The organism is Tenacibaculum sp. A30, assembly GCF_051200845.1.
In the GTDB taxonomy this organism is placed as follows: domain Bacteria; phylum Bacteroidota; class Bacteroidia; order Flavobacteriales; family Flavobacteriaceae; genus Polaribacter.
In genome coordinates this window covers 2,020,800-2,035,537 of sequence record NZ_CP195160.1, presented here as the reverse complement: position 1 = coordinate 2,035,537, position 14,738 = coordinate 2,020,800, and the positions used below count along the sequence as shown (strand labels likewise).

At 34.3% G+C, this 14,738-nt stretch carries 13 protein-coding genes and 1 pseudogene; 9 read left to right on the top strand and 5 right to left on the bottom strand.

Features of this window, described 5'->3' with window-relative positions:
* Positions 1–7 precede the first annotated feature (7 nt).
* Positions 8–628 carry a 2OG-Fe(II) oxygenase gene (locus ACR9ES_RS09775; protein ID WP_435254078.1) on the bottom strand — a complete coding sequence of 207 codons (621 nt, stop codon included), beginning with the start codon at positions 626–628 and terminating at the stop codon, positions 8–10.
* A gap of 92 nt (positions 629–720) precedes the next feature.
* On the opposite strand from ACR9ES_RS09775, the gene ACR9ES_RS09770 reads away from it, so the two are divergent.
* Positions 721–2,844 carry a Tex family protein gene (locus tag ACR9ES_RS09770; protein WP_435254077.1) on the top strand — a complete coding sequence of 708 codons (2,124 nt, stop codon included), beginning with the start codon at positions 721–723 and terminating at the stop codon, positions 2,842–2,844.
* Positions 2,845–2,901: 57 nt separating this feature from the next.
* Here the strand turns inward: ACR9ES_RS09770 and ACR9ES_RS09765 are convergent, their stop codons facing one another.
* The 3 genes and pseudogenes from ACR9ES_RS09765 to ACR9ES_RS09755 all read right to left on the bottom strand — a co-directional run.
* The gene (locus tag ACR9ES_RS09765; protein ID WP_435254076.1) at positions 2,902–5,838 is read right to left on the bottom strand and encodes a TonB-dependent receptor plug domain-containing protein; all 2,937 of its coding nucleotides are present in this window, start codon (positions 5,836–5,838) and stop codon (positions 2,902–2,904) included.
* Between the two features lie 18 nt (positions 5,839–5,856).
* Positions 5,857–6,588 (bottom strand): energy transducer TonB, encoded by a 732-nt coding sequence (locus ACR9ES_RS09760; RefSeq protein WP_073182492.1) that lies wholly within the window; start codon positions 6,586–6,588, stop codon positions 5,857–5,859.
* Between the two features lie 179 nt (positions 6,589–6,767).
* Positions 6,768–6,944 (bottom strand): annotated as a pseudogene (locus tag ACR9ES_RS09755) (single-stranded DNA-binding protein); the annotation flags it as partial.
* Positions 6,945–7,070: 126 nt separating this feature from the next.
* Here ACR9ES_RS09755 and ACR9ES_RS09750 point away from each other — a divergent pair.
* From ACR9ES_RS09750 to ACR9ES_RS09715, 8 genes are all read left to right on the top strand, one after another.
* Positions 7,071–7,682, top strand: a complete 612-nt coding sequence (locus ACR9ES_RS09750; RefSeq protein WP_435254075.1) for a TetR/AcrR family transcriptional regulator — start codon at positions 7,071–7,073, stop codon at positions 7,680–7,682.
* Positions 7,683–7,688: 6 nt separating this feature from the next.
* Positions 7,689–8,948: a TolC family protein gene (locus ACR9ES_RS09745; RefSeq protein ID WP_435254074.1), complete on the top strand. Its 1,260-nt coding sequence runs from the start codon at positions 7,689–7,691 to the stop codon at positions 8,946–8,948.
* Between the two features lie 7 nt (positions 8,949–8,955).
* Positions 8,956–9,861, top strand: a complete 906-nt coding sequence (locus ACR9ES_RS09740) for an HlyD family secretion protein (RefSeq protein ID WP_435254073.1) — start codon at positions 8,956–8,958, stop codon at positions 9,859–9,861.
* Positions 9,862–9,880: 19 nt separating this feature from the next.
* Positions 9,881–10,360, top strand: a complete 480-nt coding sequence (locus ACR9ES_RS09735; protein ID WP_435254072.1) for a hypothetical protein — start codon at positions 9,881–9,883, stop codon at positions 10,358–10,360.
* A 2-nt stretch (positions 10,361–10,362) separates the two neighbouring features.
* Positions 10,363–11,265, top strand: a complete 903-nt coding sequence (locus ACR9ES_RS09730) for an ABC transporter ATP-binding protein (RefSeq protein WP_435254071.1) — start codon at positions 10,363–10,365, stop codon at positions 11,263–11,265.
* Positions 11,266–11,332: 67 nt separating this feature from the next.
* Positions 11,333–12,061, top strand: coding sequence for an ABC transporter ATP-binding protein (locus ACR9ES_RS09725; RefSeq protein WP_298997054.1), 729 nt, complete (start codon positions 11,333–11,335; stop codon positions 12,059–12,061).
* Complete coding sequence (locus tag ACR9ES_RS09720; protein ID WP_435254070.1) at positions 12,058–13,164, top strand: ABC transporter permease; 1,107 nt, start codon at positions 12,058–12,060, stop codon at positions 13,162–13,164. Before ACR9ES_RS09725 ends, ACR9ES_RS09720 begins: the two co-directional genes overlap by 4 nt.
* A gap of 61 nt (positions 13,165–13,225) precedes the next feature.
* Positions 13,226–14,287, top strand: coding sequence for an ABC transporter permease (locus ACR9ES_RS09715; protein WP_435254069.1), 1,062 nt, complete (start codon positions 13,226–13,228; stop codon positions 14,285–14,287).
* Positions 14,288–14,401: 114 nt separating this feature from the next.
* On the opposite strand, the gene ACR9ES_RS09710 is transcribed toward ACR9ES_RS09715, so the two are convergent.
* The gene (locus ACR9ES_RS09710) at positions 14,402–14,734 is read right to left on the bottom strand and encodes a single-stranded DNA-binding protein (protein WP_435254068.1); all 333 of its coding nucleotides are present in this window, start codon (positions 14,732–14,734) and stop codon (positions 14,402–14,404) included.
* Positions 14,735–14,738 lie beyond the last annotated feature (4 nt).

Below are 14,738 nucleotides of genomic sequence, written 5' to 3'. Positions count from 1 at the left end.
TTTTATTTTACACATTCTTAAACCAACCTACGATACTTAAGCGAGGTCTTGTCAACGCTACTTTTACCTCATGCTCGGTTACATCACTCTTAAAAAAAGCAACCCTACCTCCAATCGGTAAAATAGATTCTGTCTTTTCTTTAGTGTACAACACCAGCTCTCCTCCATCATCTACATTCCAATCGTCATTTAAGTACATTACAAACGAAAATAATCGTCCGTTATCACTCTTAAACTGATCGACATGACGTTTATAAAAACTACCTATATCATAATAGGCATAATGAAATTCAAAAGCATTAATACTAGTATAACATGTTTTGTTTAGATACTCAGCAAATTCATTCATTTTCTGGATGAACTTTTTCTCTAAAACATCCTCTGTTTTTTCGTTAATCCAGCAAATAACATCTCGTCGTATCTCTTTGTCTTTTGTATAGTCAGCGTCTTTTCCAATACCCGCTCTATACATGGTTCCTTCGGTATAATGTTGTGTCAAATTATCCCGAAATCCTGCTATCATATCCGCAGAAAAAAAATCATCACAAACTCCAAACTCGTTGGAAATTAAGCCAGTAATCAATCGTTCATACTGTTGCTTATGCAATTCATTTACAGTTGTTTGCATTAATAAATTTACAATTAGACTAACCGCGAAAGATAGTCTAAAAACATATAGATTGTATACCCCCGAATAAAAATTTATATTTGTTTTATTTTATGAATTTACTATCCTTTATAGGTTCTCACACCAACCTTTCTTCAACCGCTATTCAAAATACTATTGAACTGTTAAATGAAGATTGTACCATTCCTTTTATTGCTCGTTACCGAAAAGAAAAAACAGGAAATTTAGATGAAGTTGAAATTGGTCAAATTGTTCAATTCAAAGAACAATTTGAGGCCTTAGAAAAGCGAAAAGCAGCAATTTTAAAATCTCTGGAAGAACAAGAAGTTTTAACCGATGAGTTAAAAAGCAAGGTTGAAAAAGCAGAAGATTTAACTACGTTAGAAGACCTATATCTTCCCTATAAAAAGAAACGTAAAACCAAAGCGGAAACGGCTCGCAAGAATGGATTAGAACCGTTAGCAAAGATGATTATGAGTCAGCGAGTAAATGATTTGGAATTTACCGCTTCAAAATACCTTTCGAACGAAGTAGAACAAATAGACGATGCTTTAGAAGGTGCTCGCCATATTATTGCTGAATGGATTAACGAACGAACGGATGTTCGAAATAACATTCGTTATCAATTAGAGCGTTTTGCAACCATTGAAACCAAAGCTATCAAAACCAAAAAGGAAGATGAAGCTGCTCAAAAATTTAAAGATTATTTTGATTGGGAAGAAAACCTAGGTCGAATTCCTTCTCACAGATTGTTAGCTATTTTACGTGCAGAAAAAGAAGGTTTTATCCGTATAAAAATCAGTATTGATGACGAACGAGCACTTCAAAAAATGGAAGACAGAATTATTCGTTCACATAACGAATGTGCAGAACAAATTGAACTAGCTATTGCCGATGCATACAAACGCTTGTTATTCCCTGCATTGTCAAATGAAGCTTTAACTATTGCTAAAGAAAGAGCAGATGAAAGTGCCATCAACGTATTTGCTAAAAACCTACAACAATTACTATTAGGTTCTCCACTGGGTGAAAAACGAATTTTAGCTATCGATCCTGGATTTAGAACAGGTTGTAAAGTGGTTTGTTTAAGTGCTCAAGGAGATTTATTACATAACGAAACTATTTTTCCGCATGCACCGCAACATCAATCAAAAGAAGCAATGAACAAACTTAGTTCTTTGGCAGATGCCTATAAAATTGAAGCCATTGCTATTGGTAACGGAACTGCTTCAAGAGAAACAGAACAATTAGTAAAACGTGTATACTTTAAAAATACTGTGGAAATATTTGTCGTGAGTGAAGCTGGCGCTTCTATTTATTCAGCTTCCAAAATTGCACGAGACGAGTTCCCTAATCATGATGTAACTGTTCGTGGGGCAGTTTCCATCGGACGTAGATTAGCAGATCCTTTAGCTGAATTGGTAAAGATTGAAGCAAAATCAATAGGAGTAGGACAGTATCAACATGATGTAGATCAAACACAACTAAAAAAGTCGTTAGATACTGTAGTAGAACACTGTGTTAACAAAGTAGGTGTTAATATTAATACCGCCAGTGCTTCTTTGTTAAGTTATGTTTCTGGTATTGGACCTAAATTGGCTGAAAATATTGTGAATTATAGAAATGAAAACGGAGCTTTTACTAATAGAACCGCCATTAAAAAAGTTCCTCGTTTAGGAGGAAAAGCATTTGAGCAATCTGCCGGTTTCTTACGAATTAAAAATGGTGACAACCCGCTAGATGATTCTGCAGTACATCCAGAACGTTATACTTTAGTAAAACAAATCGCCAAAGATGCTGGTAAAAAGGTAGATGATTTAATTGGTAACGCTTCAGTTTTAAAACAAATTAAACTCCAACAATATGTAACCGATTCTTACGGATTACCAACGCTACAAGATATTATAAAAGAGCTGGAAAAACCTGGCTTAGATCCTCGCTCAACAGCCAAAGCTTTTAGTTTTAACGAGCATATTAAAACAATAGATGATGTACGAATAGGTATGGTACTACCTGGAATTGTAAATAACATTACCAATTTTGGTTGCTTTGTTGATATAGGTATTAAAGAAAGTGGCTTGGTACATGTTTCTAACCTTTCTGATTCTTTTGTAAAAGATGTTAACGAACATGTAAGTTTACATCAACACGTTCAAGTTAAGGTATTGGAGGTAGATATTACAAGAAAACGTATTCAATTAAGTATGAGTTTTTAACTAAAAAAAACGAGCTAATTAAGTTAGCTCGTTTTTTGTATGCAAAATACTATTATTTTAGTTATTAATAATCCAAGAAAGATAATACAAACTACCTATGTTTCCTAAACCAGGAGCATGTTGATATTCTTCTCCAAATAAATTTGTTCCACCTATTTTAAACTTTGATTTTAAACTAGGTACACGATAATTTAATTGTGCATCTAAAACAGTTCTTGCTTTTACATCTCCCTTTACAAAAGTAGACACCCATCTGTATTTATCTCTCCATCGTGCATTGATGTTAAATCCAAAATTTTTGAAAAGCTTTTCATTACCAAACTGGATTTTAACACTATGTTTTGGTGTGTTAAAGTTAGGTTCAAAAGATCCAAAATCTAAATCTTCTTTCATTTCAAAATCTGTGAAGTTATAATTTGCACCTATATTAAAGTTTCTAAATAGCTTTGTGTTAAGCCCTATACCCACACCATAAGAGTTTATCTTAGATTTAGCATTGGTTATTAAGTTAAACTCTGTTACACTTCCCGTTCTAACTGCTTCATCAGCTAAAGGGTCTAATTGTCCTGTTGCTATAACATTTCCAATATTAGGCACTACTACATCTTGAAAGAATACAAAGTCATTATGGATACTATAAAAAGCGTTAAAATCTATATCTAAATTAGTATCATTAATGTTTAAAAGGCTTCTATAACCTAATTCAAATGTTTTTACCTCTTCTGGTTGTATCTCTTTATAATCAGATTTAATATTTTGTCCTTTATCGTTAATAAAATCTAAATCATATACAGATCTTGTTAATAAAGCATTATTAATTATATCATCTCCTGTCGTAATAGAATTTTCTGTTACAGTATTACCCGTAGTAGGATCTTCATATCTACTAACAGTAGGGATGACTATTCTTCTTAGGTTATCTGCTGTAGAACCTATAGCAGTTTTTCTTGCAGAAGGCAAAAACATATATTGTTCTTGAATTGTTGGGTTTCTAAAACCTGTTTGATAAGATGCCCTAATTATATGTAGTTTTTCTTCTCCTAAAGCATAATTAAGCGCTAATCTTGGAGAATAGTTTGGAGAAAAATTCTCAGATTTATCGTAACGGATAGAACCTGTAAACTTTAATCTGTCATTTAAAAATTTCTTTTGAAGTTGAGTATAAAAACCATATTCTTCAATACTAATTTCTTCGTTAGCATCATTAAATATTGTTCCTTTTGATTCTGGATTATAGTTTCTATAAGAACCTCCTACTTGAACATCTGCCCAATCATTAAGTAAGCTTCTAAAGTTGTAGTTTGCATCTACATGCGCATAAGCACTTTTATCGTAAATTTTACTACCTCCTTCAGTTATTAAGGTTGATGTAATTGAATTAAACCCATTGGTAAATTCAGCAGTACCTGGGTTTAACCTATATTGATCTGCAAATTCTCTAGACATTGCTATAACTCTTGAATCAACATCACTTACATTAAAAGGATTACCTGAAGCTCCTATTAAAGATGAGTTATTATTAACTAAATCCATATACTGTATTGCATAATAATCTCCCCAGCTTGGTCTGTAAGTTGTACCAGATAAAACAGGAATCTTAGCATCAGCTAAAGAATTTAGTCTTTGAGCTGTTCTTGTTAAATCGTAAGTATTACCAGCGTCATTACGTGTATAATAACCTCTTACAAAGAAATTATCTCCTTTTATTTCTAATTTAGATTGTCCAATATAATAGTTACGTTGCGCAAACCTTGAAGCAGCTCCTTGAAACATATTATCTCCCATTGCTATTCTTGTAGCTAATTGAATTTCTAATGATTCATCTTTAAAAGGTCTATAATGTAAAGAGGTTGAAAATTTTATGTTTTTAGATTTGTAATCTTTAACTAATTCTCTTTCTGAATACCCTTTTCTACTAATATGTGTTCCTACAGGGAAGTTTAATGTAGAATCTTCATCTAGTGATGAAGCATCTAAATACCCTAAATATACAAGCACAGGAGTTGAGCTAGCTAAATCAGCAAAATCTTCATCTCCATACATATTTACACCATCATAATCTAAGCTTAAAGGAGCATCAAAACTTCCATTAATAATTTCGTTGGTGTCAATTCTTTTGTTTCTATTGTCGGTAGCATGCCATTCTTCTGCTTCAAAATAAGAGAAGTTTACTTTTGCAGCGAAAGCATCACTAAACTTATAGGCCATTCGAGTACTTACATCATAAAAAGGATTATTTCCTGCTGCTTCTTGACTGGTCATTCCTCCTTTTGCTAAAACACTTATTCCTGTATGATTAAAAGGATTTTTGGTATCCATTATCATAATACCATTATAAGCATTGGCACCATATAATGCTGAAGATGCTCCTGGTAGTATCTCTACACTTAAAATGTCTAGTTCTGATACACCAGATAAATTACCAGCACTAGTATTTAAAGCTGGTGCTGCTGTATCCATACCATCTACTAACTGAACAAACCTTGAATTATTAAAATCAGCAAATCCTCTAGTGTTTATAGATTTGTATCCATAACTAACTTCTCTAGCATCAACACCTTTTAAGTTTACCAAGGCATCATAAAATGAATTTGAGCTACTCTTTTTAATATCGGTTAACCCTAATCTTTCTATGGTAACAGGAGATTCAATAATTTTTTCTGGTGTTCTAGAAGCTGATATAACGACTTGGTCTAATAACAAGTTTTCTTTTAAAACAACATTTACTTTTTTCTCGAAAGAAACAATTGAAACCTCTTCTGTATTAAACCCAAAAGCAGAAATTGTTATTGTTTGAGGTAACGTATTGCTCGGTAAAAGGATTGAGAAATTTCCTTCTTCATCTGAAACAACAAATGTTTCTCCATTTGAAATTTTTGCATTGTAAAACGGTTCTAAATATTCATCATACACAGAACCTGATATTTTTACCTGAGCATAACTTGATAGCATAGCCAAGGTAAAAACAATCATTACTAATTGTTTTTTTAACATTTTAAATTTAATTGATTTTTATTCTTCTAATGAAAAGTTTATTGGAAAACCATATTTTACAGGTACACGTTTTCCATTATTTTTCCCTGGTTCGAAGCGAGGTAGCATAGATACCACTCGTTTTGCTTCTTCATTAAGAATTTCTCCTCCGTCAGGGCCTAAAGTTTTAATATTTGTTACATAACCATCTCTATCTATAACGAAACGAATCCAAACTTCTCCTTGAATTTGGTTTCTTACAGCTTCTCCTGGATAGCGAAAATGTTTATTAATGTGATTAACCATCTCTAAATTAAAACAATCAAGTCTCTCTTTTTTCTTGGTATTTTTACATTTATCAAAAGAAGGTATTTTTTCTGTATAATAAAGTTTAGTTGCTTTTGATAACTCTTCTTTAGATAACATTTCTGTTATTCTTGTTAAATTATTTTCATACCCTGATGTTAGGTTTTTATTTTCAATATCTACAGGTTGTGTAGTTGAAACCTCGTTAACATTTAAAGTACTAACTGAATTTATAGCTTGTGCCTTTTTTTTAAGGACTCTTTTTTTAAGATATCTTTTGCTTGCTGATATTTTAACTTTAATTTGTCTATCTGCCTTTTTCTTTGAGTTTTTTACAGGTTCTATAGTACATTTTGTTATACTATTTACATCCATAAAAGAATCATCTGGAGATTCACACACTTCTTTTTGAGCATAAAAACTTAAAGATGACAACAAAAAAATCACTAAAAAATACTTTCTCATATAAATAATTATATATTATTAAAATAATAAGGATTAAAAATATTCTTACGAATTAGATATCATCGGGGGAACTGCCGGCAAAATTACATGTTTTAAAAATATTATTAAGTATTTTTTTTAAAAAAAACAGCTACATTTATCTTTGTTTTTTAACGTTGATTATCAGTATTTTAGATGTTTTACTTACTCCCTAACATTAATAGTTCATTACAAACTACTTCTGTTATATAACGTTTATTACCTTCTTTATCTTCAAAAGAGCGAGAAGTCAATCTACCTTCAATCATTACTTCTTTTCCTTTTTCTAAGTACCTCTCAATAATTTCAGCTGTTTTATTCCAAGCAACTACATTGTGCCTCGTTGCTCACTACTTTTGTTAGCCTCCCCCATATTAAAGCCACAAATTTAAGCTACCATATTTGTTTTTAATCTTTTTTTATTTAATTTTGTTAACCAAATGGTTAAACTTAATGGTTGAATTATGGCGAAACACAAAGACAATAAAACAGAGGAACAAATACTGGAAGCAGCACAAAAAATATTTCAATCTAAAGGAATGGATGGTGCCAGAATGCAAGAAATTGCTGATAAAGCTAGCATCAACAAGGCCATGTTGCACTACTATTACAGAAGCAAGCAACTTTTGTTTGAAGCTGTTTTCAAAAAGGCGTTTACCTTATTGGCACCACAGCTTAATGCCATACTTAACGATAATTCAAGCTTGGAAGACAAAATCAAGAACTTCACCCATAACCATATCAGCTTTATTTTAAAGCATCCTTACTTACCAAACTTCATCATTCAAGAGCTTAACAGAAATCCGCAGTTCATTGAAAAAATAAAAACCAATGTTGCTTTTCCCAATATTGACAAGTTTAAGGAGCAAGTAAAAAATGAAGTGGACAAAGGAACCATAAAACCTATTAGCGCAGAACAATTGTTCATCAACATTATATCCCTAAACATTTTTCCCTTTGTTGCTTCACCTTTAATCAAAGCCTTTACAGATGCTGATGACAAAACCTTCAAAACACTTATGGAAGCAAGAAAAAAGGAAGTATCCGATTTCATCATTAATTCCATTAGAAAATAATTCTCTATGAAAACTATATTTATATATGCATTAGTTCTGTTAACAACATGTTTTGGCTACAGCCAAAGCACAATGAGTTTACAAGAGTGTTATGAAGGTTTAAATACAAATTATCCACTTGTTAAACAGCGTGCTATTTTAGATAGTCAAAAAGAAGCAGAACTTTCGGCTATTACAGCCAAAACGCTACCGCAATTTAACCTGAATGCCCAAGCCACCTATCAAAGTGACGTTACGGAAGTGCCTTTTCCAAACACGGGTATCGAACCTTTGAACAACGACCAATACCGTGCTACCCTTACGGCCAACCAGTTGATTTTTAATGGCGGAAAAATCAAGGCAACACAAGGGCTTCAGAATATTGCAACCGATAGAAAAAAACAGGAAGTTGAAGTCAATCTGTACCAGTTGAAACAACATGTTAACCAACTGTATTTTTCAATTCTTCTGATTGATGACCAAACGGCACTATTGAATGTAAGGGAACAACAGTTACAAAGTAAACTAAAGGAAGTGAAGTCTGGAATAGAAAACGGCGTGCTGTTACCAACTTCAGATAAAGTTATTGAAGCCGAATTGCTTAAAATCTTACAGCAAAAACAAGAAGCCGTCAACAATAAATCAAAATTGATAGCCTCTTTATCTGCATTAATTGGAATTTCCATTTCAGCTGAAACAGAATTCCAAAAACCTTTGGTCTCAATGAACGAAAGTTCTGAATTGAACAGACCCGAATTAGGTTTGTACAGCTTGCAAAAACAAGAGATTGAACATCAACAAAACCTACTATCAAAATCATTGATTCCTGAACTCAATGGTTTTGCAACAGGCGGTTATGGCAACCCAGGCTTGAATATGCTGGAAAACGACTTTACCTCATATTACATAGTTGGTTTAAAGTTAAACTGGAATGTGTTCGACTGGAACGGCAATAAAAAGCAACGGCAAGCACTGGACTATTCAAAAGAATTGATAGACAATCAAGAAGAAGTTTTTAAACTGAACACAAACACCGCTTTAAATGAACAGCTTAAAGAAATTGAAACCCTTGAAAACACCATTGAGATAGACCAACAGCTTATGGTTTTGCAACAGGAAGTTGTGGCTACTTCAGAATCCCAATTAAAGAATGGTGTTATTACAACCTATGAATATGTTACAGAACATACCAAATTGCACGAAACAGAAAATGTGTTCAACCAACATAAAACCCAATTGGAACTGGCCAAAGCCAATTACAACATCCTTAAAGGAGATCCTAAATAGAAGAACGATGAAAACAACAAGAATAAAAATACTAATTGTACTAACTATTGCAGTTTTGCTAACCGCATGTAACAGTAATGGTGATAAAGCAGATGGCTACGGTAATTTTGAAGCTACCGAAATAACCATTTCCGCAGAAAACACAGGAAAACTAGTGGCTTTTACTATTGACGAAGGCACTGTTGTAGAGCACAATCAATTAATCGGTTATATAGACACCATTCCTTTGTATCTCAAAAAAGAGCAGCTTTTGGTTCAAAAAGAGGTCATTAATTCCAAATCCAAAGGCGTCTTGTCACAAATTGATGTATTACAGGCCAGACTGAAATCCGCCAATATCAACAGAACTCGAGTCGAGAACCTAATTAGAGACAATGCCGGAACTCAAAAACAACTGGATGACGTGCAAGGTGAAATAGACATAATCAAAAACCAAATACGAAGCGTTGAAATCCAAAATGCACCTGTGGTAAACGAACTGAAAACGCTTGATGTGCAGCTACAACAAGTAGAAGACCAAATTCAAAAAAGTAAAATCGTTAATCCAATAAACGGAACGGTGCTATCAAAATATGTCGAAGCCAACGAGATTGTAGCTTTTGGAAAACCACTCTATAAAATTGCCGATTTATCAACAATGGAATTGCGTGTTTACGTAAGTGAAACCCAATTGGCCAAGATAACGATAGGCGAAAGCGTTTCCGTCAAAATCGATGACCAAGAGGCAATGAAAACCTATGAGGGCATCATCAGTTGGATAGCTTCGGAAGCGGAGTTTACCCCAAAAATCATCCAGACCAAAGAAGAACGCGTTGCCTTGGTTTATGCAGTAAAGGTTCAGGTAAAAAACGATGGTAGTTTAAAAATAGGAATGCCTGCCGAAATGTGGTTAAAATCAAATAAAAATCAATAACTATTTAAATCTAAAACTTATGAAAAGAACAACACTCATGCTATTTGCAGCAGCACTACTTATTGCAAGTTGTAAAGACCAGCCAAAAGAAAACAGCACAACTGAAACCAATAAAGTTGAACACACAGAACAACATTCTGAAAGTGCTGTAATTGATAATAACTGGATGAACAACATAGAACTGAACAATGGTGCTAGATGGGAAGCAAACCCAGAAACCAATGAAGGAGTTGCAAATATGAAATCAATTTTAACACAGAGTAATCCTAAAGAGTTGAAAGACTATCACGAGATTGTCAATGCCTTGAATAAAGAGAAAAACTATGTCATCAAGGAGTGTTCCATGAAAGGACCTTCACACGATAATCTTCACGTATGGCTACTTCCTTTAATTGAAAAAATTGATGCTTTAGAAGAGGCTAAAACATTGAATGAAGCACAACGCATTTATAAGAGCATTGAGCAAAATGTAAATGCCTACGACGAATATTTCGAGTAAACATGGGCATTACCGTATCCAACATATCAAAATCCTATGGCAAGGTAACTGCCTTATCGGCTATTTCTTTTGATGTAAAGCCCGGTGAGCTTTTTGGGCTCATTGGGCCTGATGGTGCCGGTAAAACCACCTTGTTTCGTATCCTAACCACCTTGTTGATAGCTGATAAAGGACAAGCTACCGTAGCAGGTTATGACGTGCTTAATGATTACAAGTCCATTAGAAACAGTGTTGGCTACATGCCTGGGCGATTCTCATTGTATCAAGATTTGACCGTAGAGGAAAACCTAAATTTTTTCGCCACCATTTTTGGAACAACCATTGAAGAAAACTACGATTTGGTAAAAGATATTTATGTACAAATAGAACCTTTTAAAAATCGTAGGGCAGGCAAATTGTCTGGTGGTATGAAGCAAAAATTAGCGTTGAGCTGTGCATTGATACACAAACCCAAAGTATTGTTCTTGGATGAACCTACAACCGGTGTGGATCCTGTATCCAGAAAAGAGTTTTGGGAAATGCTAAAGCGGTTGCAAGAAAAAGGTATCACCATTTTGGTTTCGACACCTTATATGGACGAAGCCGCCCTATGCGACCGCATTGCGTTAATTCAAGATGGTAAAATCCTGGAAATTGACACGCCAAACGCTATTGTAAGCCATTTCCCTAAACCTTTATACAATATCAATGCTGACAATATGTACAGTCTTATCGAGAGTTTAACAAAGTATGAACATACCTACAGTATTTTTCCTTTTGGTGAATTTGTACACTATACAGACAAGCGGGACTCTATGGATAAGGAAAGTTTAAAAGCCTATTTGGAATCACAAGGGCTTACGGATATTCACATAGAAGAAACCCAGCCTACCATAGAAGATACTTTTATGGAATTAGCCAAATAACTGTCCGTTCGAGCGCAGTCGAGAACCAAAAAATATTTTGATTGTGCTCAAGGCGACAAAATAAATTATGAAAAACAAAAACGTCATAGAAGTTGAAAATTTATCCAAATTGTTTGGTGATTTTGCTGCGGTAAACAACATCAGTTTTCAGGTTAAGGCAGGTGAAATATTTGGTTTTTTAGGAGCTAATGGTGCTGGCAAAACGACAGCCATGAAAATGCTTATTGGTATTTCATCGCCTACATCGGGAAAGGCAACCGTTGCTGGTTTTGATGTGTATAAAGAAGCCGAGTCCATTAAAAAGAATATTGGTTACATGAGTCAAAAATTTGCTTTGTATGATGATTTGACCGTAAAAGAGAACATCACTTTTTTTGGTGGCATCTATGGACTATCCAAAAAGCAAATAGACCTAAAGCGCTGCGAACTGGTTGAAGAATTAGGGCTTCAAGAAGTCACCAACAGCCTTGTGGCTTCATTACCCTTAGGATGGAAGCAAAAGTTGGCCTTTTCAGTGTCCCTTTTGCACGAACCCAAAATTGTTTTTTTAGATGAGCCCACAGGTGGCGTTGACCCTATTACCCGACGCCAGTTTTGGGAAATGATATACAAAGCCGCCCACAACGGAACGACCATTTTTGTAACGACCCATTATATGGACGAAGCCGAATACTGCGACCGTGTTTCTATAATGGTCAATGGTAAAATTGAAGCGCTTGATACCCCAAAAAAACTAAAAGAGCATTATAAAACAGACACCATGAACGATGTGTTTTTAAAACTGGCCAGAGGATGAAACGATTTGTAGGCTTTGTACGAAAAGAATTTTATCACATTTTCCGAGATAAACGTTCCCTGTTTATTTTGTTCGGAATGCCCATTGCCCAAATATTACTGTTTGGTTTTGCCATTACCAATGAAATCAACAATGTAAATATTGCCATTTTAGACCAAGCCAATGATGTTACCTCTAAAGAAATAATAAATAAAATAGCCTCTTCAAAACACTTTAGTATTGTAGATATTATTCAGCAAGAATCGTCCATAGAATCCATATTCAAAAAAGGAAAAGTAAAAGCTGTAGTTCAATTTGAAAATAACTTTGGGAATAATCTCATTAAAGAAAAACAGGCCAATGTACAGGTACTTACCGATGCTACCGACCCTAATATGGCAAGCACCATCAGTAATTATATTTCGTCAATACTTAAAAAATATCAGCAGGAATTAAACAAAAATAGCACCATAGATTACCAAATTGTTCCGCAAAGCAGGATGGTATATAACGCCGAATTGAAGAGCGTTTATATGTTTGTTCCAGGCGTGATGACGGTTATCTTGATGTTGGTATCCGCGATGATGACGTCCATTTCCATCACCCGGGAAAAAGAACAGGGCACTATGGAAATTTTATTGGTGTCCCCATTAAAACCGTTTCAGGTAATTATTGGCAAAGTGTTTCCGTACATTTTCCTATCCATTATCAATGCGCTAGTTATTGTGTTGTTGAGCATTTTCGTCTTTAATGTGCCTGTTAATGGTAGCCTGTTCTTACTAGGTATTGAAAGCGTGCTGTTTATCATCACCTCATTGGCATTGGGTATTTTAATTTCAACCATATCGGCAACACAGCAAGCGGCCATGATGATTTCCCTAATGGGTTTAATGCTGCCCACCATATTACTTTCCGGGTTCATTTTTCCCATCAGCAGCATGCCCTTACCGCTTCAAGTTATCAGCAATATCATACCCGCAAAATGGTTTATCATTATCGTAAAAGGCATCATGCTAAAGGGTGTTAGCATTGGCTATATTTTTAAAGAAACCGCAATCCTTGTTCTAATGACCTTGCTATTCATAGGCATAAGTGTAAAAAAATATAAAATCAGGTTGGAGTAAGATGAACATTATACTGTATATCATTCGAAAGGAGTTTAAGCAAATCTTTAGAAACAAAGGCATGCTGCCCATTATATTTATTTTACCAGTACTGCAATTGGTCATTTTATCCAATGCGGCAACCTACGAAATAAAAAACATTCAATTTGGATATGTTGATGCCGATAATAGCAGCACCTCAAGAGGATTGATAACGCAATTTGAAGCTTCATCGTATTTCAATGTTTCAGAAAGATTTTCTTCTGAAAAAGAAGCTTCGCAAGCTATGCAAGAAGGTAAAATAGACGCCTACTTAAACATACCTGTGCACTTTGAAGGGGATTTACAAAAAGACAAAACAAATGCCATAGGCGTGTTTATCGATGCCATTGATGGTGCGGCAGCAGGCGTTATTAATGTCTACATAACACAAATCATTCAGAATTACAACAAGTACATTGCAACAGAATTAATACAGATTTCAGATACGGTACAAAAACCGAACAGTATTGACAGCATTCCTCTATTTTGGTACAACCAAACCTTGAACTACAAAACATTCATGGTACCCGGGATTTTGGTTTTGCTTGTTACCATGATTACGCTGTTTCTTTCGGGAATGAACATTGTGAGAGAAAAAGAAATAGGTACCTTGGAACAAATCAATGTAACGCCCATAAAAAAGCATCATTTTATAATTGGAAAACTATTCCCTTTTTGGGTTTTGGGAATGGGACTGTTAACCATAGGCTTACTACTCGCCAAAGTTATTTTTAATACACCCATGCTAGGAAATTTGGGACTGCTTTATGCCTATACTTCAGTTTATATATTAGTGATTTTGGGAATGGGATTGTTCATCTCAAACTTCACGGACACACAACAGCAGGCTATGTTTATTGCTTGGTTTTTTATGGTCATATTTATATTGATGAGTGGTTTATTCACCCCCATTGAAAGTATGCCAAAATGGGCGCAACTACTTACGGAATTTAATCCTATCAAATACTTTGTGGAAATCATACGAATGGTCATGCTTAAAGGTTCTGGGTTTACCAATATTTTTCCATTGGCCATAAAAACACTGGTCTATGCCATAATAATGAACGGTTTGGCGGTTTGGAGTTATAAAAAAACAAGTTAAAACTTAATTAGAATAAAAAATATATCAACAACAAGTTTTTTAAGAAACAAGATTTTAACAGACATGTAAGAAATGTAAAAAATAAAGGCTATCATTTGACAGCCTCTTAAAGCACTATTTCCCTAACATCAATAGTTCATTACAAACTACTTCAGTTACATAACGCTTATTCCCATCTTTGTCTTCAAAAGAACGAGAGGTTAATTTACCTTCAATCATTACTTCTTTTCCTTTTTCTAAGTACTTCTCAATAATTTCAGCTGTTTTGTTCCAAGCAACCACGTTATGCCATTGCGTATCAGTAATCTTTTCACCACGTGCGTTTTTATACGTTTCATTAGTTGCAATAGCAAATTTTGCTAGCTTTTTACCACTTTCTAATGTGATAATTTCTGGTGTAGTTCCTAAGTTTCCAATTAACTGTACTCTGTTTTTTAGTGCGTTCATAATA